This window comes from Lentzea sp. CA-135723 (genome assembly GCF_050936595.1).
Taxonomy (GTDB): domain Bacteria; phylum Actinomycetota; class Actinomycetes; order Mycobacteriales; family Pseudonocardiaceae; genus Lentzea.
The window spans coordinates 1,122,464-1,146,066 of record NZ_JBNJMK010000002.1 but is presented as its reverse complement, the minus strand read 5'-3'; the positions used below and the strand labels follow the sequence as shown (position 1 = coordinate 1,146,066).

Here is a 23,603-nt window from a genome sequence, read left to right as displayed (position 1 = left end):
CCGTACGACTGGAAGTGCAGCTAGAACGGCCAGCCAAGCACCGGCAACCCGACCACGGCGTCCACGGCGAGACCGCAGAACACGAGCATCAGGTAGAGGTTCGACATGTGGAAGAACTTCATCGTGTTGGTGGAACCGCCACGGCGAACAACGTTGTGCAGCTTGTGCGCGAAGATCGCGAACCACAGGCCGGAGGCGGCCGCCACCGCCACGTAGATCCAGGAGGTGACGGGGGCGAGGGCGAGGGTGCAGACCACGGTGATCCAGCTGTAGATCACGATCTGCCGCGTCACCTGCGCCGCTGTGGCCACCACGGGCAGCATCGGCACGCCTGCGCGGGCGTAGTCCTCCTTGAACTTCATCGCGAGGGCCCAGGTGTGGGGCGGCGTCCAGAAGAAGATGACGCCGAACATGACCAGGGCGGGCCACTCGACCGTGCCCGTCACCGCGCTCCAGCCGATGATCACCGGCATGCAGCCCGCCATGCCGCCCCAGATGATGTTCTGGGAGGTGCGGCGCTTGAGCACGAGCGTGTAGACGAAGATGTAGAACAGGATGGTCGCCACCGCGAACGCGGCCGACATCAGGTTGACGAAGATCCACAGGAACGCGAACGAGACGATTCCGAGGACGACGCCGAAGATCAGGGCGTTGCGCGGCGGAATGGCGTTGTGCGCGAGTGGACGGGCCGCCGTCCGCTTCATCACCGAGTCGATGTCGGCGTCGACGAAGCAGTTGAGGGCATTTGCCGACCCCGCGGCGAGCGTGCCGCCGGTGAGGGTGCAGGCGATCAGCCACAGCGGGGGCAGGCCGTGCTGGGCCAGCAGCATCGCCGGGATCGTGGTGATCAGCAGGAGCTCGATGACGCGCGGCTTGGTGAGGGCGACGTAGGCGCCTACTACTTGACGGGGCGACCTGGTCGGCGCCTCGAGGACCGCACTCATCGCGTGAACGCTCCTGGTGTCGCAAGTGGTGGGATTTCCAGCGACTGATGGTAACTGCGTTCAATATTCACAGCCCGTTCGGGTACTCGTGTGCCTGGGCACACACCGACCTGCGACCTTTCAGCGCAACATCTGAATCACTCAGGACTAGGCTGGCCGGTGGACGTGGGAGAGATGCGGGTCAGGCTCTTCGGGATCGATTCCGAAGAACCGGGGCGCCCGCCCGAGCGACAAAGTTTGGAGCTGTAAGTCCGTGACCGTCACCGACGACATCACCCGGCTCACGAAGGCCGATCTCCCGGACGACTGGACCGAGCTCGACAAGCGCGCCGTCGACACCGCGCGCGTGCTCGCGGCCGACGCCGTGCAGAACGTCGGCAACGGCCATCCCGGTACGGCGATGAGCCTCGCCCCGCTCGCGTACACGCTGTTCCAGCGCGTGCTGCGGCACGACCCCGCGGACGCGGACTGGATCGGCCGCGACCGGTTCGTGCTCTCCGCCGGGCACTCCAGCCTGACGCTGTACATCCAGCTGTTCCTGTCGGGGTACGGCCTGGAGCTCGACGACCTGAAGACGCTGCGCAAGTGGGGCTCGAAGACGCCGGGTCACCCCGAGCACGGCCACACCAGGGGCGTCGAGATCACGACCGGCCCGCTGGGCTCCGGTCTCGCCTCCGCCGTCGGCATGGCGATGGCCGCCCGCCGCGAGCGCGGCCTGTTCGACCCGTCGGCCGCGCCGGGGCAGAGCCCGTTCGACCACCACATCTACGTGATCGCCTCCGACGGTGACATCGAGGAGGGCGTCACCTCCGAGGCCTCGTCGCTCGCGGGCACGCAGCAGCTGGGCAACCTGGTCGTCTTCTACGACGACAACAAGATCTCCATCGAGGACGACACGACGATCGCGCTGTCCGAGGACACCGCGGCGCGCTACGAGGCCTACGGCTGGCACGTCCAGGTCGTGGAGTCCGGCGAGAACGTCAAGGGCATCCTCGAGGCCGTCGAGAAGGCCAAGGCCGTCACCGACAAGCCGTCGTTCATCCTGCTGCGCACGATCATCGGCTACCCGGCGCCGAACAAGCAGAACACCGGTGCCGCGCACGGCGCCGCGCTCGGCGTCGACGAGGTCAAGGCCACCAAGGAGGTCCTCGGCTTCGACCCCGAGCAGACGTTCGAGGTCGCGGACGAGGTCCTCGCGCACGCCCGCGAGGTCGTGAAGCGCGGCGAGCACGCCAAGGCCGAGTGGCAGAAGTCGTTCGACGCGTGGGCCTCGGCCAACGCCGAGAACAAGGCGCTGCTGGACCGTCTCGTGTCGCGCGAGCTGCCGTCCGGCTGGGACGCCGACCTCCCCGTCTACGAGGTGGGCGGCAAGGAGGTCCCGACCCGCAAGGCCTCCGGTGAGGTCATCAACGCGCTGGCGAAGCACCTGCCGGAGCTGTGGGGCGGTTCGGCCGACCTGGCCGAGTCGAACCTGACGACGATCAAGGGCGCGAAGTCCTTCGGTCCCGCGGAGATCTCCACGGGCATGTGGAGCGCCGACCCGTACGGCCGCGTGCTGCACTTCGGTGTCCGCGAGAACGCCATGGGCATGATCCTCAACGGCATCGCGCTGCACGGCCCGACCCGTCCGTTCGGTGGCACGTTCCTCGTGTTCTCCGACTACATGCGCCCCGCCGTGCGCCTGGCCGCGATCATGCAGGCCGCCGTCACGTACGTGTGGACGCACGACTCCATCGGCCTGGGTGAGGACGGCCCGACGCACCAGCCGATCGAGCACCTCGCCGCCCTGCGCGCGATCCCGGACTTCTCGGTCGTGCGCCCCGGCGACGCCAACGAGACGGCGTTCGCGTGGAAGGCCGTCATCGAGCAGACCGGTCCGGTGGGCCTGGCGCTGAGCCGCCAGAACCTGCCGATCCTCGAAGGCACCTCGTACGAGGGCGTCCAGCGCGGCGGTTACGTGCTCTTCGGTGACGACGACCCCGAGGTTGTGATCATCGGCACGGGCTCCGAGCTGCAGATGGCGGCCGAGGCCGGAAAGGTTCTGCAGGGCGAGGGCGTTGCAGTGCGTGTGGTCTCCATGCCGTCGCTCGACTGGTTCGAGAAGCAGGACGCGGAGTACCGCGAGTCGGTCATCCCGTCCTCGGTGAAGGCGCGCGTCGCGGTCGAGGCCGGCATCGCGCAGCCGTGGTACCGCCACGTCGGCGACGCCGGCGAGATCGTGTCGATCGAGCACTTCGGTGCCTCGGCCGACTACCAGGTCCTGTTCAAGGAGTTCGGCTTCACGACGGAGAACGTCGTCGCCGCAGCCCGCCGTTCCCTTGACAACGTGAGGGGTTCCAAGTGAGCAAGCCCAACCTCGACGCCCTGTCCGGCGCCGGCGTCTCCATCTGGCTCGACGACCTGTCCCGCGAACGGCTCACCAGCGGCAACCTGGACGAGCTGATCCGCGACTGGAACGTCGTCGGTGTCACGACCAACCCGACGATCTTCGCGGGCGCCCTGTCGAAGGGCGAGTCGTACGACGAGCAGATGCGTGAGCTCTCCGGCCGCGGTGCCGACACCGAGGCCACCATCCGCGAGGTCACCACGACCGACGTGCGCAACGCGTGCGACAAGTTCCGCGAGGTCTACAACTCGACCAACGGGGTGGACGGCCGCGTCTCCATCGAGGTCGACCCGCGCCTGGCGTTCGACACGGACAAGACCGTGGCCGAGGCGCAGGACCTGTGGAAGACCGTGGACCGGCCGAACCTGCTGGTGAAGATCCCGGCCACCGAGGCGGGCCTGCCGGCGATCACGAAGACGATCGCCGAGGGCATCTCCGTCAACGTGACGCTGATCTTCTCCGTCGAGCGCTACGAGAAGGTCATGGAGGCCTACGTCTCCGGCCTCGAGCAGGCCAAGGCGAACGGCCACGACCTGCGTTCGATCCACTCGGTCGCGTCGTTCTTCGTGTCCAGGGTGGACACCGAGATCGACAAGCGCCTCGGTGCGATCGGCACGGACGAGGCGACCGCGCTCAAGGGCAAGGCAGCTCTGGCCAACGCGTACATCGCCTACGGCGCGTTCGAGAAGATTTTCCAGGGTGAGCGCTGGGAGGCTCTCCAGGCGGACGGTGCGAACGCGCAGCGTCCACTGTGGGCTTCGACCGGCGTGAAGGACCCGAGCTACTCCCCCACGCTCTACGTCGACCAGCTCGTCGTCGCCGACGTCGTCAACACGATGCCGGAGAAGACGCTGCACGCGGTCGCCGATGGCGGCAAGATCACCGGTGACACGGTCACCGGACGTGCCGCCGAGGGCCAGGAGGTGTTCGACCGGCTCGCCGCCGTGGGAATCGACCTCGAGGACGTGTTCAAGGTCCTCGAGACCGAGGGTGTCGAGAAGTTCGAGAAGTCCTGGGAAGAGTTGCTCGAGACGGTGACGAACCAACTGGCTCAACTGAAGGGCTGATCACGAAGTGACCTCCGTCGAAATCGTGAGGTCACCGAACGCCGACCAGGTCAGCATCATCGCTGCTGACCTGGTCGCGGATTCGGTGCCGAGCAAGCTGACCGCGCAGGACCCGACCCTGTGGGGGCCGGAAGCCGAGTCCGAGGCGAGCATCCGCCTGTCGTGGACGACGTTGCACGAGACGTCCCGGGCGCTGCTCCCCGACCTCGTCGCACTGCGCGAGGAACTGCACGCGGAGGGCGTCGACCGCGTCGTCCTCGCTGGAATGGGCGGCTCGTCGCTGGCCCCCGAGGTGATCACGCGGACCGCAGGGGTCCCGCTGGTCGTGCTGGACACCACCGATCCCGCCCAGGTCGCCGACGCTCTCGCCGGTGATCTCGAGCGCACGGTGATCGTGGTGTCGTCCAAGTCCGGTGGCACGGTCGAGACCGACAGCCACCGGCGCATCTTCGAGCAGGCCTTCACCGACGCGGGCATCGACGCCGCGTCGCGCATCGTGGTCGTAACCGACCCCGGTTCGCCGTTGCAGCAGGCGTCCGAGGAGGCGGGCTACCGCAAGGTGTTCCTGGCCGACCCGCACGTCGGTGGCCGCTACTCGGCGCTGACCGCGTTCGGCCTGGTGCCGTCGTACCTGGCGGGCGCGAACGTCGAGGAACTGCTCGACGACGCGGCCGAGGTCGCGAAGCTCGTGTCGGAGGACTCGCGGGAGAACCCCGCCGTCGTGCTCGCCGCGATCTTCGGCGCCGCGCACGCCAACGGTGCCGAGAAGATCGTCTTCGCCGACACCGGTTCGGGCATCAAGGGCTTCGGCGACTGGGCCGAGCAGCTCATCGCCGAGTCGACCGGCAAGAACGGCACCGGCCTGCTGCCGGTCGTCGTCGAGGGTCCGGGCGCCGAGGGCTTCGTGAACGCACGAACGGATGCCACGACCGTCGCGATCGGACCGGCCACCGGCTCCGCGCACGTAGCGGTCGAGGGCAAGCTCGGCGCGCAGTTCCTGCTGTGGGAGTACGCGACCGCGTTCGCCGGCCGGGTGCTCGGGATCAACCCGTTCGACCAGCCGGACGTCGAGGCCGCGAAGAAGGCGGCCCGCGCGCTGCTCGACGCGCCGATCGCGTCCGCGACCATCCCGTCCTTCGTGGACGGACCGGTCGAGGGTCACGGCACGGACTGGGCCCCGCGCAAGGTCCACACGGTCGCGGAAGCGCTTGCGGCCATCGTTGAAGTGGCGCCCGACCACGGCTACATCTCGGTTCAGGCGTACTTGGACAGGATCGACGACGCGTCGTTCGAGCTGCTCCGTGCGGAGATCGCGAAGAGGACGCACCTGCAGACCACGTTCGGCTGGGGTCCGCGCTTCCTGCACTCGACCGGCCAGTACCACAAGGGCGGTCACCAGAACGGCGTGTTCATCCAGATCACCGGCGAGTCCGGCGACGACCTGGAGGTGCCCGGCCGTCCCTACACGCTGGCGCAGCTGCAGCTCGCGCAGGCGCTCGGCGACGGTCAGGTCCTGGCCGAACACGGTCGCCCGGTGCTGCGTCTTCACCTCGAAGACCGCATCGCCGGACTGGCCCAGCTCGTCGAGGCAGTCCAGGAGGACGGCTCGTGACCACATCCGCCAAGTGGCACAACCCGCTGCGGGACCCGCGCGACAAGCGCATGCCGCGCATCGCGGGCCCGAGCGCGCTGGTCATCTTCGGTGTCACCGGTGACCTCTCGCGCAAGAAGCTCATGCCGGCGATCTACGACCTCGCGAACCGGGGTCTGCTGCCGCCGGGCTTCGGTCTCGTCGGGTTCGCCCGCCGCGACTGGGCCGACCAGGACTTCATGAAGGTCGTCCACGACGCCGTCAAGGAGCACGCGCGCACGCCGTTCAACGAGGCCGTGTGGCAGCAGCTCGCCGAAGGCATCCGGTTCGTGCAGGGCACGTTCGACGACGACCAGTCGTTCGACAACCTGGCCTCGTGCCTGGCCGCCCTGGACGCCGAGCGCGGCACGGGCGGCAACCACGCGTTCTACCTGTCGATCCCGCCGGGCGCGTTCCCGACGGTGGTCAACCAGCTCAAGCGCGCTGGCCTCGCCCAGACGGCTCCCGACCAGTGGCGCCGCGTCGTCATCGAGAAGCCGTTCGGCCACGACCTGAAGTCGGCCAAGGAGCTGAACAAGACGGTCAACGAGGTCTTCCCCGAGGAGTCGGTGTTCCGCATCGACCACTACCTCGGCAAGGAGACCGTGCAGAACATCCTGGCGCTGCGGTTCGCGAACCAGCTGTACGAACCCATCTGGAACTCGAACTACGTCGACCACGTGCAGATCACCATGGCCGAGGACATCGGTCTCGGCGGTCGCGCGGGGTACTACGACGGCATCGGCGCCACGCGGGACGTCATCCAGAACCACCTGCTGCAGCTGCTCGCGCTGATCGCGATGGAGGAGCCGGTCTCGTTCAAGCCGGCCGACCTCCGCGCGGAGAAGGTGAAGATCCTCTCGGCGACGCGTCCCGCGGAGCCGTTCGAGGAGACCACCTCGCGCGGTCAGTACACCGGTGGCTGGCAGGGCGGCCAGAAGGTGCCCGGTCTGCTGGAGGAGGGCGGTTTCTCGCCCGAGTCGAAGACCGAGACGTTCGGCGCGATCACGTGCGAGGTCAACACGCGTCGCTGGGCCGGGGTGCCGTTCTACCTGCGCACCGGCAAGCGCCTGGGCCGTCGCGTCACCGAGGTGGCCGTCGTGTTCAAGCGGGCGCCGCACCTGCCGTTCGACGACACGGCGACCGAGGAGCTCGGCCAGAACGCGCTCGTCGTGCGCGTGCAGCCGGACGAGGGCGTGACGATCCGGTTCGGGTCGAAGGTGCCGGGCAACACCATGGAGGTCCGCGACGTCACGATGGACTTCGGCTACGGCCACTCGTTCACCGAGTCGTCGCCGGAGGCCTACGAGCGGCTGCTGCTCGACGTGCTGCTCGGTGAGCCGTCGCTGTTCCCGAAGAACGACGAGGTCGAGCTGTCCTGGGAGATCCTCGACCCGGTCCTGGAGTTCTGGGCGCGCAAGGACGAGCCCGCCCTGGAGAAGTACAAGGCCGGTACGTGGGGCCCGCCGTCGGCGGACGCGATGACCGCTCGCACCGGAAGGCACTGGAGGCGTCCGTGATCATCGACCTGCCCTCGACCACCACCTCCCAGATCAACTCGCGTCTGGTCCGGCTGCGCGACGAAGGCGGTGCGACGACCCTCGGTCGCGTGCTGACCCTCGTGATCGTGACCGAGGACGGCCAGCGCACCGACGCCGCGATCGACGCGGCGAACGACGCTTCGCGCGAGCACCCCTGTCGCGTGATCGTCGTGGCCCGCGGTGCCCGTCAGGCGGCTCCCCGCCTGGACGCGCAGATCCGCGTCGGCGGTGACGCGGGTGCCTCCGAGGTCGTTGTTCTTCGTCTGTACGGAGAGCTGGCCAAGGAAGGCGCCTCGTGCGTCATGCCGTTGCTGCTGCCGGACACCCCGGTCGTGGCGTGGTGGCCGTTCGACGCTCCCGTCTCGCCGTCGAAGGACCCGATCGGTGCTCTGGCGCAGCGTCGCATCACCGACGCCGCGGCCGAGAAGAACCCGATCAAGGCCCTGGAGACCCGGCGCGCCCACTACGCGCCGGGCGACACGGACCTGGCGTGGACGCGGCTGACGCTGTGGCGCGCCATGCTCGCGTCCTCTTTGGACCTCCCGCCGTACGAGAAGGTCGCGGAGGCGGAGGTGACCGGTGAGGGCGACTCGCCGTCCACCGACCTGCTCGCGGCGTGGCTGACCGACCGCCTGAAGGTGCCGGCCAAGCGGTTCAAGGCGACGTCGGGCGAGGGCATCGTGGAGGTGCGGCTCGTCCGTCCCTCCGGCGACGTCGGCCTGCTGCGCCCGGACGGCAAGGTGGGCACGCTCTCGCAGCCCGGCCAGCCGGAGCGGCGCGTGGCGTTGCAGCGGCGTTCGGTGCGCGACTGCCTCGCCGAGGAACTGCGCAGGCTCGACCCGGACGAGGTCTACGCGGCGGCGCTGAAGTCGCTCGCGAAGGTCACGAAGGGTCGCACGCCGTCCGCCAAGGACGAGGCTCCGGCGGCTCCCGCCGAGTCGAACGGCGCGCCCGCTCCCAAGAAGTCGAAGGCGAAGGCCAGTTCGTGACCAACCCCGAAGTAGTGGTCCACCGCGACGGCGACCTCCTGGCCGCCGCCGCGGCGGCCCGCCTGGTGACCCGCATCGCCGACGCCCAGGCCGCCCACGGCTTCGCGTCGGTCGTGCTCACCGGCGGCCGCACCGGCACCGCCGTCCTGGACCACCTGAACCGCAGCGCCGCGCGGGACGCGGTGGACTGGTCCCGGGTGGACCTGTTCTGGGGCGACGAGCGCTTCCTGCCGTCGGGTCACGCCGACCGCAACGAGACGCAGGCCCGCGCCGCCCTGCTGGACCACGTGCCGCTGGACCCGTCCCGCGTGCACGTGATGGAGCCGTCCGACGGCAAGTTCGGCGACGACCCCGAGGCCGCGGCCGAGGCCTACGCGTCGCTGCTGGCGTCGCTGGCCGGGCCGGAGAGCGCCGTGCCGGCGTTCGACGTCTGCATGCTGGGCGTCGGCGAAGAGGGCCACGTGGCGTCGGTCTTCCCGGACTCCCCCGCCGTGCACGAGGAGGAACGCACGGTGGTGGCCGTCCGCGACTGCCCGAAGCCGCCCCCGACCCGCGTGTCGCTGACCCTGGCGTCGGTCCGCGCGGCTCAGGAGGTCTGGCTGATGACCACCGGCGAGGCCAAGGCCGAGGCCGTGGCCACGGCGTTGGACGGCGCCGGCGAGGTGCAGCTGCCCGCGGCGGGTGCCGTGGGCCGTCACCGCACGCTGTGGCTGCTGGATTCTTCTGCGGCGTCGGCGGTACCTGCTTCGTTCAGGCCTCCGCTGGCTTGATGGTGTTCGTGGGCCCCGGCTTCGGCCGGGGCCTTCGTCATTTGCCGCGCAGGCGACTGATCCGCTGCGCACACGACGGATGCGACGCGAGCATCCGCGCCCTCAGCCCGGCTTGTGCCCGGTGCAGGTCGTGCCCCTGCCGCACCCACCGTTGCAACACCTCCAGCAGCAACGGCCCGTACCCCAGTTCGGCCGCGACCCGATCCGCGTGCAACTCGGCCCTCCGCGACTGCAATGCCATCAACGGCGCGATAACGGGCACCAACAACACCCACGGACTCACGACGACGGCAGCGACACCTAGTGCCAGCACCAGCACGACGCTGACGACGCGCGCTGTGGGAGTGCCGATCTTGTGGCCTGCCACGTAAATCCCCACACCGACCGTGAGCACCGCACCGACCGTGACCCGCGCCGGCAGCTCGTACCACCAGCGCAGCAACGAGATCTTGGTGTGCCCGGCCAGGTGATGCCCCAGTTCGTGCGCCAGCACGGCCTCCAGCTGGTCGGGCGGCAACCCCATGGCCGCCGTCGACACCCCCACGACGTGCCCGCCGACCGCCATCGCGTTGATCTCCTTGGAGTTCTGCACCCGCAACCAGTACCTGCGCGGATCCACCCCCGCCGCCCCGCACACCTCCTCGAGGATCGGTTCCAGCACCACGTTCTCGGTCCTGGTCGGCTTCCGCAGCCGATGGGCCAGCACCGCCAGCAACTTGTCCACGGCGGGCACGAGCACCAGGGCGCCGGAGGCGAGCCACACGGCCGGCAGCAGCCAGAGTGCCTGGGGCGTCACGGCCCTGCCGACGAGCGCGATGATCAGCAGGCTGCTCAGCACGGTGGGAACGCCGAGCAGCAACTCGGTCAGGGCGGAGATGTCGAAGCGTCGTCGGGGAGCGCGCACGGGCCATCACCTCGCGCGGACGAGCCTGGCAGCGGGATCACGTTTGTGTCCAGCCGAGTCGCCCGTCTGCCAGGCGTTCCATCACGTGCACCGGCAACGACGGGTTCGCCGCCGCCGCTCGCGCCGTGAACTCGCTCGCCAGCAACTCCACGATCGTGCCGACGGGCAGGTTGGGGTGCGCCGCCGCGAAGTGCCGGGCTTGCGCATCTTCCATGCACAACAACAACGTCTCGCCCGCGGCGGCCGGATGCTGGGCCACCGCACGATAGGTTGCCGGCGAACCGCCGTGCGAAGCCATGTGGTGCAACAACTCCGTTGTACACAATGGATTCGCGGCCACCCATGGGTACAGCCACGGCCCGTGCCGCGCGACCAGGTCCTCCAGCACGGCGTCCGGACGACCCGCCACGACGGCGGCGACCATCATCCGCACCTGCTCGACGGGTGACTCGGCCAGCGACGCGAGTTCGCCGGCCGACGCGGACTCGATGCGGGGCACCGGGCCCGTTCGTGCCGTCGGAGCCAGTTCCACCAGCAGGTCCAGCGGGATCGCGGGGTTCCGCAGAACCGCGCCGTGCAGCGCGGGAGTTTCGGCCAGTGAGCGCAGGACCGGCGCGGGGACGGACGGGTTCGCGGCGAGGTTCGCCAGGATGCCCGGTTCGAGTTCCTCGGCGAGTTCGACGTAGACCGCGGCGGGCAGGTCGGTGCGCGCGGCCAGGTAGTAGCGGGACGCGTGCCAGCGCAGCAGATCGGCCGCGACGGCCGGTGGGGTGGCCGGGTTCGAGGCCAGTTCGCGGGCCAGGGATTCCGAGCTCAGCGACGTGAGGACCGCCTCGGGCGTGTGCGGGCTGCGGGCCAGCGCCGACCGCACCTCGGTGGAGGTGTCGGCGGCCAGCAGGGCGATCACGTCCGGCGCCAGGAAAGCGGCCTGCTCCAGGAGGTCTGCCCGAACGGACTCGTCCGGGTGGTGGGCCAGCACGCGGGCCACGGCGGGATCGGCGTCCGGGTGGGACGTCACGGCGAGGGCGACCGCTTCGTCGGTCAGCGGCACGTCGGCGGGGGCGACCGCGCCGCGGGACAGCAGCACGTGCACGACGGACGACGAGCCGTGGCCCAGCAGGGTGCGCACGTGGGACCGGGTCAGATCGGGGCGGGCGGCCAGGTCGGGTGCGAGGGAGGCGTGGTGGACCAGGCGGTCCAGCAGGAACGAGGGCAGCGCGGGATTCGACGCCAGGCCCTCCAGTTCAAGGTTCACCAATCTCCCCGGTAACGCGGCAGGCATTCCCCCCGACAACGCGTATCATCCCCAATCGCGTTGAGTAGCGGGGGTTTTGTGGCAAACGGCAGTGCGAAGCGACGTCCCACCATCGGGATGATCACCGCTGGCCCGCTGATCGAGCTCGCGGGCGAGCAGTGGCGTGGTGTCAGTGGCGGCGCTCAACGGCTCGGGTGTGACCTCGTGTGTTTTGTGGGCAGCGAGTTGGAGCATCCGGACCCGCTCAAGCGTCGGGCGAACACGGTCTACGACCTCGTTTCGCCGAACCGCATCGATGCGCTCGTGGTGTGGACTACGCGCGTGGGGCAGCTCATCGGGTCCGACGGCATGGAGGAGTACGTCAAGCAGTACGCGCCCATGCCCATCGTGAGCGTGGAAACCAGCCTTGCCCAGTGGCCAACCATTTTGATGGACAACCGCGATGGCATGCGTCAGGCCGTCGACCACCTCATCGAGGTGCACGGCAAACGGCGCATCGCGTTCGTCCGAGGGCCGCAAACGCATGCGGGCGCACGAGAGAGGTTCCTCGGTTACGCGGATTCGTTGCGCAACCACGGGATTCGGTTCGACCCGTCGCTCGTGACGATGCCGGGATCGTTCATCTGGGAACCGACCCGCGCCGCCGAGGCCGTGCGCCGGATGCTCGCGACCACGCCCGAACCGCCGGACGCCATCGCCGCCGCGAACGACGACTACGCGATCGGTGTCGTGTCGGTGCTGGAGAAGCTCGGCTTCCGCACGCCGGAGGACATCGCCGTCGTCGGCTACGACAACCACACGAACGTGCGCACGCACGACCTCGGCTACAGCACGGGCAGCCCCGCGTCACGGGTGCAGCGCGAGGTCAACATCGACGCCGCGACGCCCGCTTTCACCACTGTCAGAGCGCCGTTCCACGAGATGGGCATCCGGGCCGCCGAGCTCGCGGTGGCGCTGGTGCGGGGCGAACCGACGCGGCAGCGCCAGACCATGCCGACCGAGCTGATCGTGCGCCGGTCGTGCGGCTGTCTGCCCGCCGGGCTCGGTGACCACGCTCCCGCGCACGACAGGCTGAGCATCAACGAGTCGGCCACCGCGTCCACCGTGGCCGACCACCTGCGCGACTCCCTCGGCCCACCCGGTGAGAAGCTGCCGGACGGCTGGGCCGAGCAGCTGGTCGTCGAGCTGATGGCCGCGGGCAGGGGCGAGGTCGAAGGCGCGGAGTTCCTCAAGCTGCTGGCGGAGTACATCCGCTGGAGCGCGCGCGCCGGGTGCGAACCGGCGCAGTGGTGGCCGCCGTTGTTCGACCTCCACAGGTTCGTGACGGCACGCATCAATGACGCCACCATCATCAACGACCTGTGGTTGCGCGTGCAGTTGCTTCTGGGCGATGCGTTCGCAACGGACGCACGCTTCAAGTACCTGTCGCACGAGCGTCACGACCAGACGGTGCGTGAGACCGGGCAACGGCTCATCGCGTCACGGGACGTCAACGAGCTGACGACCGCACTCGTCGAGGAACTCCCCCGGCTCGCCATCCCCGGCTGCCACGTCATGGCGTACGACACGCCAGGCACGGCCCGTGTGCTCGTGCGGTACGAGAACGGCGAGCTCAAGAGGCCGCCGGCCACCCCGTTCCCGACGATCAACCTCACGCCGTACCCGTTCCGCCGCGACGAGCCGTTCAGCGCCCTGGTGGCCCCGCTCTACACCGACGAGGACCACCTCGGGTACGTGATCTTCGAGGAGGGCCCGGAGCCCGGCTGGATCTACGAGGCCGTGCAACAACAACTCAGCAGTGCGTTGCGCACGATCCGTCTGATGCAAGAGCTGCAGGACGCGCGCGCACGGCTCGAAGAACGCGTCGGCGAGACCGAAGCGCAGCTGCGGCACGCACAGAAGATGGAGGCCATCGGACGGTTGACCGGTGGCATCGCACACGACTTCAACAACATCCTCACGGTCGTGAACGGCAACAGCGAGATGCTGCTGCGACGCACCCTTCAGGACGATCCGCGGCGCACGGCGATCGAGGACATCAGGCACGCGGGCGAACGCGCCGCGAACCTCACCCGCCAGCTGCTCGCGTTCACCCGCCAGCAGGTCCTGCACCCGGAGTCGCTGGACCTCAAGGAGAACCTCACCAAGGTCCACTCGATGCTGCGCACGCTCGTCGGCGACCACATCGAGCTCGACATGCACCTGCCGGACGGCATCGGGCACGTCTGGGCGGACGCGGGCCAGGTGGAGCAGATCCTCTTCAACCTCGCGGTCAACTCCCGCGACGCCATGCCCGACGGCGGCATCCTGACGATCTCGATCGCGGACCGCAGGCTCGGCAGCGCCGACTCCGGCCGGATCGTCGGCGTCCGGCCGGGCGAGTACGTCGTGCTGAGCGTCCAGGACACCGGCGCCGGCATGGCCCCGGACGTCCAGGCGCAGGTGTTCGAGCCGTACTTCACGACCAAACCGGTCGGCAAGGGCACCGGCCTCGGCCTGTCGACGGTGTTCGGCATCGTGCAGCAGTCCGGCGGCCAGATCGAGCTCATCAGCGCACCGGGCGAGGGCACGACCGTGGAGGTCTACCTACCCGTGCCACTGCAACGCGCAGACGCCCCCGAAGCACCGTGCGCACGCCGTCCCACCGCACACCAGGGCGCCGGCACCGTGCTGCTCGTGGAGGACGACGCGCAGGTGCGGGTCATGACCCGGCGTTCGCTGGAGACCGCGGGCTACGTGGTGATCGAGGCGGGCGACGGCCAGGAGGCGCTGCAGTTCGCCACCGCGCACCGCAGCACGATCGACCTGGTGCTCACCGATGTGGTCATGCCGAAGATGGGCGGCCCCGAGCTGGTCAGGCTGCTGCGCTCGACCGGCGTCGCGCCCGCGGTGATCTACATGTCGGGCTACACGACGGACGAGGTGCTCGACGACGAGGTGCTGATCACCAAGCCGTACGTGGAGTCCGACCTGCTGGAACGCGTCCGGCAGGTGCTCGCGGACTGAGGTCCTGTCCTGCGGGTTCGTCAGGTGACACCGGCAGGCGAGGGACGTGCAGAGATGCTCGTCGGTGTGCGCTTCCCTACCGTCCTGGACGGCAATCTGGCCGCCTGGCACCATCGCGACATCGCGGGCAGACCGGGTTGAAGATGAGGTCTCCGTGCACGGCGCCGATCTGGTTCACGTCACCGTGCACCTCGCCTGTCACCTGGTTCGTGACGTCCGACGTGCGTTCCCGGCGGCGCAGAAGCAGCTTGGCCAGTCCGTAGGAGTAGCGGACCGAGAAGGTGATCAGACCTGCCACCAGAGCGAGCACCACGCCGCAGACGAGGATCTCTGCCGGTTTTGGGCACGCCGAGCTACCTGGTGTTGCTCGAGAAACTTTCGGCGGCTCCGGCGAGGGTCATGCGTGGTAGTCGACGTCGAACTGCTGGACGTTACATAGATCTCAGGGCACGCAGACTCATCGACCGAGCCTGAGGGTGGGAGCTGACATCGCTCTGGCCAGGAACTCTCGGCCTGGCTGGTCGAGGTCCGTTTGGCTTCATCGCGGTGCGGTGCGCAGCCGGGTGCATCCGTGAGCCGGTCGATCTGCGCCCGTCGGCGCGCATTCGCGTTCAGGATCGGAACCGAGCGCCCCGCGCTCAGGAGGCTTGCGCGCGCTTCGCCACCGCGACGCGCACGGTCTCGTCCAGCGTCTCGATCCGGAACGGCTTCTGCAGGTAGCCCGCGATCTCGTGCCCGGCGAACCGGCGCTCGAGCGACGTGCGGTCGTACCCGCTCGTCAGCACCACCGGCACGGTCAGGCCCTCGCGCTCGAGCTCGGCGAGCACCTCCTCGCCGGACAGGCCGGGCATGCTGTGGTCGAGCAGCATCGCGCACACCTCGGCGGACCGCTCGCGCAGGATCGCGATCGCCTCCGTGCCGTCGCTCGCCTGCAGCACGGCGAAGCCCAGCTCCTCGAGCAGGCTCACGGTGTACCTCCGCACGGGGTCCTCGTCCTCGACCACGAGCACCAGCCCAGCCAGCGACATGCGGGCAAGTATGCCGGAACTTATCGGTTCCCTCAGCACCAGGTCGGCGTCTATTTCTGGTAATTCTTCACGAACTGCTCCATCAGTGTGATCTGGGCCATTTGGGTCACACCATTGGTTGAGGGTCTGCGCTAACCTTCGCGGCACCGCTGCCGCTCCACGCTGAGAAAGAGGCACCAGGAAAGGCCAACTTCATGCGTAAAGCGACGGCAGCAGCCGCTCTGGCCGTGCTGTTCACATTGTCGTCAGCACCCGCGCACGCCGCCACGATTCCTTCGGAGCGCGTGACGATCGACGTGGTGACGGTGAACGGTTCCGGGTGCAAGCAGGGCACCGCAGAAGTCATCGTGGCACCGGACAACACCTCGTTCTGGGTGATCTACAGCGACTACCTCGCCCAGGCCGGCAAGGGCGCGGATGCGACGGAATCGCGGAAGAACTGCCAGCTCACCCTGCAGATCAACGTTCCGCAGGGCTTCTCGTACGGCATCGCGGAAGCGACCTACGCGGGGTACGGGTACCTCAAACCCGGCGCCACCGGGTACCAGTCGGTGAATTACTACTTCCAGGGCCAATCGGCCACCACGACGTGGAAGCACGCGTTCAACGGGCCGTTCGACGACAACTGGTCGATCACCCACCGGACCGAGTTCTCGGAGATCGTCTGGTCGCCCTGCGGTGAGCGGAAGAATCTCAACGTCAACAGCTCTCTGCGCGTCGACAAGGGTACGTCGGACGCCAATACAAACAGTTTCATGACGATGGACTACCAGCGCGGAGAAGTGCGCACGCTGCATCACTTCAGCTGGAAGCGCTGCTGATTCTTCACCAATAAAGGCCGCCGCCACCGAAGTCCAACCGCCGCCACCCTCCCTGCGAGACGCGTTTGGAAAGGTGCCTCATGCTCAACGCGGTTGCCGCTGCCCTGCTGGCCTCGGCCATCATCATCCCGCCCGGCGCTCCCAACGAGACGCCGCCGCCCGACCACATCACGATCGACATCGTCACGGTCAACGGTTCCGGCTGCCCGGCGGGCACGGCGGCCGTCGCGGTGTCCGAGGACAACAAGGCCTTCACCGTCACCTACAGCGACTACCTGGCCCAGGTCGGCGTCGGCGCGCGGCCGACCGACTTCCGCAAGAACTGCCAGCTCAACCTGCGGGTCAACGTGCCGCAGGGCTTCACCTACGGCATCGCCCAGGCCGACTACAGAGGGTTCGCGCACCTGGAACGTGGTGCGTACGCCATCCAGAAGGCCAACTACTACTTCCAGGGCATGTCGCAGAACGACTCCGCGCAGCACCGCTACAACGGCCCGCACAGCGACGACTGGCAGGCCACCGACGAGACCGAGGTCGCCGCGATCGTCTACTCCCCGTGCGGCGAGAAGCGGAACTTCAACATCAACACCGAGCTCCGCGTGTACCCCGGTACGTCCAACACGGCCACGACGACGAGTTTCGTCTCGATGGACTCCACGGACGGTGCGATCGACACGACCTACCAGTTCAGCTGGAAGACGTGCCCGTAGGCCCTCTGTAGTGCGGTGACTACCGCACGCGCTCACACGAGCGTGTGCGGTAGCACATATGTGAGCCGATAGCCGTACAGATTCGCGTGTGGCGGCGTCTTACCCCCATGACGGGGCAGGTCGGGGTAAAGGGGCAGCCAATGCCATCCGCCGCATACGCGCAGTACGGTGAGGATCGGAAGGCTCACAGGGGAGGTCGGATCCTGACCACGACGCTGCTCCCGGCCAGACGGCCGGAGGAGAGGGCGGCCGGCTCGCGCTGGCCGTTCCGTGGTGACTACCGGCAGGTGCTCGCGGACCTGGCGTTGATCTTCTTCGCCGTTCTCGACGTCTGGCTGTACGCGCTGTGGCTCGAGGCCGACCCGATCACCGACCTCCCGCCGATCGAGGACTACCAGCTGTGGCTGAACTGGATCGCGGTGGGCGCGCTGGTGCTGCGCCGCAGGTTCCCGTTCCTCACGCTCGTGCTGACCATCCCCGGCTTCTTCGTCGGCTGGTCGCAGCTCGCCGCGATGATCGCCCTGTACACGGTCGCGCGCCGCTACATCGGCGGCTGGCAGACGGGTCTCGCGGCCGCGCTGGTGTGGCTGTGCCGGTTCGTCGCCTGGCCGTTCCAGGAGCTGCTCGACCGGCCCGCGTCCGGCCACTTCCACTCGGCCATCTACGGCTTCCTGGTGGCGGGCCTGCCGATCGCGATCGGCCTGCTGGTGCACGCACGGCAGGAGCTGTCCGACCGCATCTCCGAACTCGCCGAGTCCCGCGAGAGAGAACAGGTGCTCCACGCGCACGCGATTCGTGCGGACGAACGGGCAAAGCTCGCGCGCGAGATGCACGACGTCGTGTCGCACCAGGTGAGCCTGATCGCGATGCAGGCCGGTGCGTTGCGCATGGCCGTTGTGGACGCCGAGCACAAGCAGGTCGCCGGCACCATCCGCACGTTGTCCACGCGCACGCTCGATGAGCTCCGTCAGCTCGTGTCCGTCCTACGCACCACGGACGGCAACCAGCCGGGTGTGGACGAGCTGTCCGACCTGGCCGCCGACGCCGGTTTCGAGGTGTCCGTGCAGCTCAAGGGCCCGGTCGAGGACCTGCCCGCCCCCGTTTCCGGCGCTGTCTACCGGACGGTGCAGGAGGCCCTGACCAACATCCGCAAGCACGCCGTGGGCGCGAGCGCGACGGTGTTCATCGACGCCCAGTACGACGACAACGTGCTGGTCGAGGTGCGCAACACCGCCGCGTCCAGCCCGTCGTCGACGTTGCCCAGCGGAGGCCACGGCCTGGTCGGCCTGCGCGAGCGCGCCACGTTGCTCGGTGGCGAGTTCTCGGCGGGGCCGACCGAGGACGGCGGCTTCCTGGTGTCCGCGACGTTCCCGAGGGAACGCGTCGTCACCGATTGAAGCGCTGGAAGGCGTGCAGCGACTTCTTGGGTTCCAGGCGGTACGGCGAGTTGTCGTCGTCGAAGCGCTCACGGACCGTGCGGAACAGGCTGTACGAAGCCATGTCGTAGTCGCGATCGCGGCACGTCGGGTGGTGCGGCGAGTCCGGTGAGATGACCGAGTACAGGTGCGATCCCTCGACGTCCGGCTGTGCGGCGAACACGCGCAGCATGCGTGCGATGTGGTCGGCCTGCTCTTGTTCGTTGCGCTCGAAGCCTGGCTTGATGACGGGCGGGTCGGCGAACCAGTCGACGATGTCCCAGCCCATGCCGCCGGCCTCCGCGGCGCCGGTGAAGGTGCAGCAGCCGTACTCGAGGATCATCAGCGGCTTGCCCCAGCGCCGGTATCTGTCCAGGTCGGTGGTGTACTCGGCGTCCGTGGCGAAGTGGTTGTAGTAGTCGAGGCCGACGAGGTCGAACAACGACCAGTCGTTCCACTCGGCGTCCGCGCCCGCCGCCGCGCCGTAGCTGACCCGGCCGTGGAACTCGCGGCGCGTCACCTCGACGGCCTTCGCCATGAACTCGCGGAACCGCCTGATGATCTGCGGCCACTCGCTGTCCGGGATCGACGGGATGTGCGCGATGCGGTCCAGGAACGAGTCGCCGGGGATGATGCCCGGCGTGAAGAGGAAGTGCTCGCAGCCGGTCACGAACGTGACGTTGTCGCCGTGCCGCTTCCGTTCGGCCGTGCGCGCCGCCTCTGCCATGTGCTGGAGGATCTCCTCCTGCGAGTGGTCGTAGAGGCGTGGCTGCACGAACACCTTCATGCCTCGGCGCAGCGCCACGTCCGTCGTCTCGGCGAGGCGGCCCAGGTCGGTGCCGAACGCCGTGAGCGACGGGCAGCGCAGGCCGGCGACCAGGCCGATCTCCCGTTCCAGCTGCTGCCGGCTCCACCGGACGCGGCTCAGCGGGTCCCCCACCGCGTGCAGCACGCCCGTGTCGTAGCAGACCCCGCCGCGCTTCTGCGGAACCCCGCCGAGACGGTAGGTGCCGTCTCGTTGAGGGTTCGCCGAGGCCGTCCCACCCACTCCGAACAGGGCCGCGGCACCTAACGCCGCTTTCAGGAACACCTGCCGACTGATCATGGTTCCCCCGAAACTAGTTACTCAACTAGGATGCTATTCATGCAACCAGAAAAACGGCCGGGCGGCCAGAAGCGCAGCTTCATCGAGGACGTTCGGCGCGGTCAGATCGTGGCCGCGACCATCGCGACGATCGCCGAGATCGGGTACGCGAAGTCGTCGTTCGTGCAGATCGCGCAGCGTGCGGACATCAGCCCGGGGCTCATCACGTACCACTTCGCCAAGCGCGAGGCGTTGATGAAGCAGGTCATGCTGACCGTGCACGACTCGATGGACCGTGCGCTGACCGCACACACAGAGAACGCCGACGGCTACGTGAGCGCGCTGCGGTCGTTGGTCGAAGGCTTCGTCCTCTACTGCGGCGAGCACCCGGCCGAGCTGATCGCGATCGGCCAGATCGCGGCCGCCGCGCGGGACGCCGAGGCCGCACGGACGTGGGCGGACGAGCAGAACGCGCGCACGCTGACCGAGCTGGAGGACATGTTCCGCGAGGGCCAGCGGGCCGGTGAGCTGCGGGAGTTCGCGCCGCGCGTGATGGCGGTGTCGGTGCTGGCCGCGATGGAGGCGGCGCCGGCCGAGCTGATGACCCGGCCGGACACCGACGTCGCCGCGTACGCCCGCGAGCTCGCGGACCTGTTCGAACTGGCCGTCAGACGCGCTTAGAGGCGAGCGAGGCGCTCAACGCCGCCGCCGCGCCGAGCACACCGCAGGTGAGCGCGATCGCCATCGTCGGCTCGTGCTCGAGCCACACACACGCCAGCAACCACACCGCGATGCCCATCACGAGCCCGAGCGGCACGGACGCGATGATCGCCGCCATGCCGGTCTGCCGGCGCCGCAACGCCCGCAGGTTCGACTCCAGGTAGGCGAACGCGAAGAGCAGCAGCAACACCGAGCCCGTGCCCATCAGGCTCAGCCACGGCGTCTGGCTCGACACCAGCAGGAACGGCGGCTGCTCGTCGACCTGGGCCCGCACCGCGCCACCGATGATCCACCGCGCCGCGCCCGGCAGCACGAACCCTTCCTCCGAGCGGTTCGGCACGTCCGCGAGCGGGATCCCCGCCGCCGTGACCACGAGATGGGTGCCCTCGACCTGCACGGGATTCGCGAGGTCCAGCTCGACGGACGTGGTGATCGTGTTGGCCGTCGCCACGAACGGCACGATCGCCATCGCGATCAACGCGAAGGCCGCCACCAGCCACAACGCCCACGGCGTCGAGGGCGGCTTGAGCACCTGTGCGGCGGGCACGAGCGTGCTGCTGCCGCTCAGCCGTGCGGCCGGAACCGGGTCCACGAGCGTGGCACGGATCCGCTGCCCGGTGAGCGTGACCGTGTCACGTTCGGGCACCGGCCGCAGCGACGGACGAGTGGACGACGACGACACCTGCGGTGCGAGGTGCACGGGCATGTTGAGCCGCACGAGCCAGTCCGGACCGAACAGGTGGCCCGCCGCGGCCGCCAGGTCGATCGCGAACGTCTCGGCGTTGCGGTACCGCGCCTCCGGTTCGCGCGCGATGCTGCGCATCACCACGCCCGCGAGGGGTTCCGGCACCTTCGGCAACGGCCGGGGTTCCTGGAACACGCGCTTCTGGATCATCGCGATGGGCCCGCCGCCGCGTTCGAACGGCAGGTCGCCGCACAGCAGCTCGTAGAGCATCGTGCCGGTCGCGTACACGTCCGCCGCGGGCGACAGCGGGTTGCCCATCGCCTGCTCCGGCGCGATGTAGGCGGGAGTGCCGAGCACCGCGCCGCCGTGCGTCACGAGCGTCGCGCCCTCCGACACGACCTGCGAGATGCCGAAGTCCGCCACCTTGACGAGGCCGTTGGAGGTGAAGAGCAGGTTCTTGGGCTTCACGTCGAGGTGCAGCACCCCGGCCTCGTGCGCCGCGTGCAGCCCGGACAACGCCGCCAGCACGATCCCGCACGACTGCTGGGCCGTCAGCCCGTCGTTCGCGAACCGCGACCACACCGTGCCGCCGTGGAGCCGTTCCATCACCAGCAGGTGCTCACCCTGCTGCCGCACGTAGTCGTACACGGGCACGATGTGCGGGTGGTCGAGCCGGGCCAGCAACCGCGCCTCGTGCTCGAACCGCTCGCTCATCCGCGGGTCCTCCGCCACCGCGTGCGGCAACCGCTTGATGGCCACGGGCCGCCCGAGCTGCCGGTGCACTCCCCCGTAGACGACGCCCATGCCGCCCTCGCCGATCTGCTCGCCGACGGCGTACTGCGGCAGGGCAGCGACCACACTGGACAGAGTCACCGCTGAATCCTCACCGTGTCGGGATCCACATAGGACTTCGGCCCGGGCTCACCGGGGTGCGGCGTCAGGTACCCGAGCACGAACGCCGCCGCGGCCGCCCCCAGGACGAACGGGATCTCGGCCGTGAGCGAAGGCGCCACCAGCCGCAACACCGACAGCGAGATCACCGCGACCAGCCCGGTCCCGATCCCGGCCGGCAGGAACCGCATGGCCCGCTGCCACCGGTTGGCGGGCAGCCGGCGCCGCCCGAGCGCGATGAGCGCCCCGGCCCACGACAGCGCGGTCAGCACCAGCACCCCGAGCCCGAAAGCCCCGTACACCGACCACAACGACCCCTGCACGTCCCCGGTCGTCTCCACCGACGCGATGCTCTCCCGGCTCGTGTCGATGACCTCGACCTCGACGGGCAACAACCCGAGCGCCTGCTCCCCGAGGTCCGTGGGCTCCAGCGGGAACGACCGCGTCTCCGACGACCTGGCCGGCACGTCGAACGGAACCGTTGTGTCGTAAGAGAAGAAGGTCAACGCCAACGCCGACCCGCTGATCCGCACCGTCTTGACGCGCTGCACGGTGTTCGTGTTGTTGCGGACCGTGATGGACACCTTGGCGGTCCGCGCCGGGTCCAGCACCAGCGTCCCTACTCCAACCGGCCTACCGTCCACATCGGCCTCGAGGATCACAGACCCGTCCTGTGCGGAGGCCGTCTGCGGGAGCAGCATAATTCCGCACAACAGCAGTAAACCTGCACCGGCCATGCGACGTCTCACTAGCGCACCTTAGGTTCTGATCCGGGGAGAGGGAATGCGGTCTTTAGGCTTACTCGTGGCCATTACGGCCGGTGTTACGGTGCTGAGCGCCACACCGGCAACGGCCCAGCAGCCCCCCGCGCTGACGGTCAGCCCGAACGCGGGCGCGCCGGGATCGGGCTTCAAGGTCTCGTGGACGGGGATCTACTTCCCCCGAACGTGCGAGTTCCCCACGGTGCGGGTCCTGTGGGACGGCAAGACAGTAGTGGGCAGCGGCTCCGGCAGCAGCAACGGGACGGGTTCCGGTTCGGCAACGGTTCCGGCGAACGCCGCGGAGGGAAGCCACCGGGTGACCGTCCAGCCGACCTCGTGCCAGGCGAGCTCGGCCTCCAACAACTACACGGTCCGCATCCCGCCGCCGGTCACCACGACCAAGCCGCCGGTCGTCACGACCAACCCGCCGGTGACCAATCCCCCGGTGACCAACCCGCCCGTCACCACCAAGCCCCCCGGCGTCACCACCACGACCCCGCCGACCACCACCACGACGACCACGACCACCACCACGGACTCGTCGTCGCCCTCCACCTCCACCACCGACGCCTTCACGGGCCCCGGTGACGGCGTCCTGGTCCTGGACAAGGACAACATCCAGCCGGGCGACGACCTGAACGCCACCGGCATCGGCTGTCCCAAGGGCGCCAGCGTCACCCTCAAGTCGCTGGGTCAGGACGTGGGCAAGACGACGGCCGACGACAACGGTGCCTTCTCGTCCCCGGTGAAGTTCGCGAACATCGAACCGGGGCGCCACAAGGTCCGCGCGGAATGCGGCATCGTCCTCGTGGGCAACGTCGACGTGACGCTCTCCAGCTCGTCCGGCGGCACGACCAGCACCCTCGTCGTACTTCTCTTCTTCCTCCTCGTGGGTGCCGCGATGCTCCGCCGGCAGTTCTCCGGCCTGAGGCGCTAACCCCACAACAACGCGAAAGGCCCCCTCTCCGCAGGATGAGGGGGCCTCTCGCGTTGGAA

General features: G+C 68.9%; 20 protein-coding genes. 12 read left to right on the top strand and 8 right to left on the bottom strand.

Annotated elements, in window-relative coordinates; genetic code table 11:
• Nucleotides 1-20 precede the first annotated feature (20 nt).
• Nucleotides 21-944: a heme o synthase gene (locus ACQEU1_RS41260; RefSeq protein ID WP_433214985.1), complete on the bottom strand. Its 924-nt coding sequence runs from the start codon at nt 942-944 to the stop codon at nt 21-23.
• Nucleotides 945-1,197: 253 nt separating this feature from the next.
• On the opposite strand from ACQEU1_RS41260, the gene tkt reads away from it, so the two are divergent.
• Genes tkt through pgl form a run of 6 tightly spaced genes read left to right on the top strand, consistent with a single transcriptional unit; the run spans nt 1,198 to nt 9,327 of the window.
• Nucleotides 1,198-3,288, top strand: coding sequence for a transketolase (gene tkt / locus ACQEU1_RS41255; RefSeq protein WP_433214982.1), 2,091 nt, complete (start codon nt 1,198-1,200; stop codon nt 3,286-3,288).
• Nucleotides 3,285-4,397 (top strand): transaldolase, encoded by a 1,113-nt coding sequence (gene tal / locus ACQEU1_RS41250; protein WP_433214979.1) that lies wholly within the window; start codon nt 3,285-3,287, stop codon nt 4,395-4,397. The genes tkt and tal overlap by 4 nt, the downstream gene beginning before the upstream one ends.
• Before the next feature lie 25 nt (nt 4,398-4,422).
• A complete protein-coding gene (locus tag ACQEU1_RS41245; protein ID WP_433214976.1) occupies nt 4,423-6,009 on the top strand; it encodes a glucose-6-phosphate isomerase in 1,587 nt (528 codons plus the stop codon).
• A gap of 50 nt (nt 6,010-6,059) precedes the next feature.
• Nucleotides 6,060-7,547: a glucose-6-phosphate dehydrogenase gene (gene zwf / locus ACQEU1_RS41240; protein WP_433217043.1), complete on the top strand. Its 1,488-nt coding sequence runs from the start codon at nt 6,060-6,062 to the stop codon at nt 7,545-7,547.
• A complete protein-coding gene (gene opcA / locus ACQEU1_RS41235) occupies nt 7,544-8,557 on the top strand; it encodes a glucose-6-phosphate dehydrogenase assembly protein OpcA (RefSeq protein ID WP_433214973.1) in 1,014 nt (337 codons plus the stop codon). Before zwf ends, opcA begins: the two co-directional genes overlap by 4 nt.
• The gene (pgl, locus tag ACQEU1_RS41230; RefSeq protein WP_433214970.1) at nt 8,554-9,327 is read left to right on the top strand and encodes a 6-phosphogluconolactonase; all 774 of its coding nucleotides are present in this window, start codon (nt 8,554-8,556) and stop codon (nt 9,325-9,327) included. Before opcA ends, pgl begins: the two co-directional genes overlap by 4 nt.
• Before the next feature lie 37 nt (nt 9,328-9,364).
• Here pgl and ACQEU1_RS41225 read toward each other — a convergent pair whose 3' ends face one another.
• The gene (locus ACQEU1_RS41225) at nt 9,365-10,231 is read right to left on the bottom strand and encodes a M48 family metalloprotease (RefSeq protein WP_433214967.1); all 867 of its coding nucleotides are present in this window, start codon (nt 10,229-10,231) and stop codon (nt 9,365-9,367) included.
• 37 nt (nt 10,232-10,268) lie between these two features.
• The gene (locus ACQEU1_RS41220; RefSeq protein ID WP_433214964.1) at nt 10,269-11,486 is read right to left on the bottom strand and encodes a hypothetical protein; all 1,218 of its coding nucleotides are present in this window, start codon (nt 11,484-11,486) and stop codon (nt 10,269-10,271) included.
• A gap of 117 nt (nt 11,487-11,603) precedes the next feature.
• On the opposite strand from ACQEU1_RS41220, the gene ACQEU1_RS41215 reads away from it, so the two are divergent.
• On the top strand, nt 11,604-14,492 hold the full coding sequence (locus ACQEU1_RS41215; protein ID WP_433214961.1) for a substrate-binding domain-containing protein: 2,889 nt from the start codon (nt 11,604-11,606) through the stop codon (nt 14,490-14,492).
• 76 nt (nt 14,493-14,568) lie between these two features.
• Here the strand turns inward: ACQEU1_RS41215 and ACQEU1_RS41210 are convergent, their stop codons facing one another.
• Complete coding sequence (locus tag ACQEU1_RS41210; RefSeq protein ID WP_433214958.1) at nt 14,569-14,805, bottom strand: hypothetical protein; 237 nt, start codon at nt 14,803-14,805, stop codon at nt 14,569-14,571.
• A 325-nt stretch (nt 14,806-15,130) separates the two neighbouring features.
• Nucleotides 15,131-15,520 carry a response regulator gene (locus ACQEU1_RS41205; protein ID WP_433214955.1) on the bottom strand — a complete coding sequence of 130 codons (390 nt, stop codon included), beginning with the start codon at nt 15,518-15,520 and terminating at the stop codon, nt 15,131-15,133.
• 284 nt (nt 15,521-15,804) lie between these two features.
• Between ACQEU1_RS41205 and ACQEU1_RS41200 the strand changes: the two genes are divergently transcribed.
• From ACQEU1_RS41200 to ACQEU1_RS41190, 3 genes are all read left to right on the top strand, one after another.
• Complete coding sequence (locus tag ACQEU1_RS41200; protein ID WP_433214952.1) at nt 15,805-16,341, top strand: DUF4360 domain-containing protein; 537 nt, start codon at nt 15,805-15,807, stop codon at nt 16,339-16,341.
• An 80-nt stretch (nt 16,342-16,421) separates the two neighbouring features.
• Complete coding sequence (locus ACQEU1_RS41195) at nt 16,422-17,051, top strand: DUF4360 domain-containing protein (protein ID WP_433214949.1); 630 nt, start codon at nt 16,422-16,424, stop codon at nt 17,049-17,051.
• A 140-nt stretch (nt 17,052-17,191) separates the two neighbouring features.
• Complete coding sequence (locus tag ACQEU1_RS41190; protein ID WP_433214946.1) at nt 17,192-18,448, top strand: sensor histidine kinase; 1,257 nt, start codon at nt 17,192-17,194, stop codon at nt 18,446-18,448.
• Here the strand turns inward: ACQEU1_RS41190 and ACQEU1_RS41185 are convergent.
• Nucleotides 18,438-19,571: a hypothetical protein gene (locus ACQEU1_RS41185; RefSeq protein ID WP_433214943.1), complete on the bottom strand. Its 1,134-nt coding sequence runs from the start codon at nt 19,569-19,571 to the stop codon at nt 18,438-18,440. The two genes, ACQEU1_RS41190 and ACQEU1_RS41185, sit on opposite strands and share 11 nt — an antisense overlap.
• A 39-nt stretch (nt 19,572-19,610) precedes the next feature.
• On the opposite strand from ACQEU1_RS41185, the gene ACQEU1_RS41180 reads away from it, so the two are divergent.
• On the top strand, nt 19,611-20,231 hold the full coding sequence (locus ACQEU1_RS41180) for a TetR/AcrR family transcriptional regulator (RefSeq protein ID WP_433214940.1): 621 nt from the start codon (nt 19,611-19,613) through the stop codon (nt 20,229-20,231).
• Here the strand turns inward: ACQEU1_RS41180 and ACQEU1_RS41175 are convergent.
• Together ACQEU1_RS41175 and ACQEU1_RS41170 are read right to left on the bottom strand one after the other, a co-directional pair.
• The gene (locus ACQEU1_RS41175) at nt 20,218-21,828 is read right to left on the bottom strand and encodes a serine/threonine-protein kinase (RefSeq protein WP_433214937.1); all 1,611 of its coding nucleotides are present in this window, start codon (nt 21,826-21,828) and stop codon (nt 20,218-20,220) included. The two genes, ACQEU1_RS41180 and ACQEU1_RS41175, sit on opposite strands and share 14 nt — an antisense overlap.
• Nucleotides 21,825-22,457 carry an AzlD domain-containing protein gene (locus tag ACQEU1_RS41170; protein ID WP_433214934.1) on the bottom strand — a complete coding sequence of 211 codons (633 nt, stop codon included), beginning with the start codon at nt 22,455-22,457 and terminating at the stop codon, nt 21,825-21,827. The genes ACQEU1_RS41175 and ACQEU1_RS41170 overlap by 4 nt, the downstream gene beginning before the upstream one ends.
• 217 nt (nt 22,458-22,674) lie before the next feature.
• On the opposite strand from ACQEU1_RS41170, the gene ACQEU1_RS41165 reads away from it, so the two are divergent.
• A complete protein-coding gene (locus ACQEU1_RS41165) occupies nt 22,675-23,544 on the top strand; it encodes a hypothetical protein (protein ID WP_433214931.1) in 870 nt (289 codons plus the stop codon).
• Nucleotides 23,545-23,603: the final 59 nt, after the last annotated feature.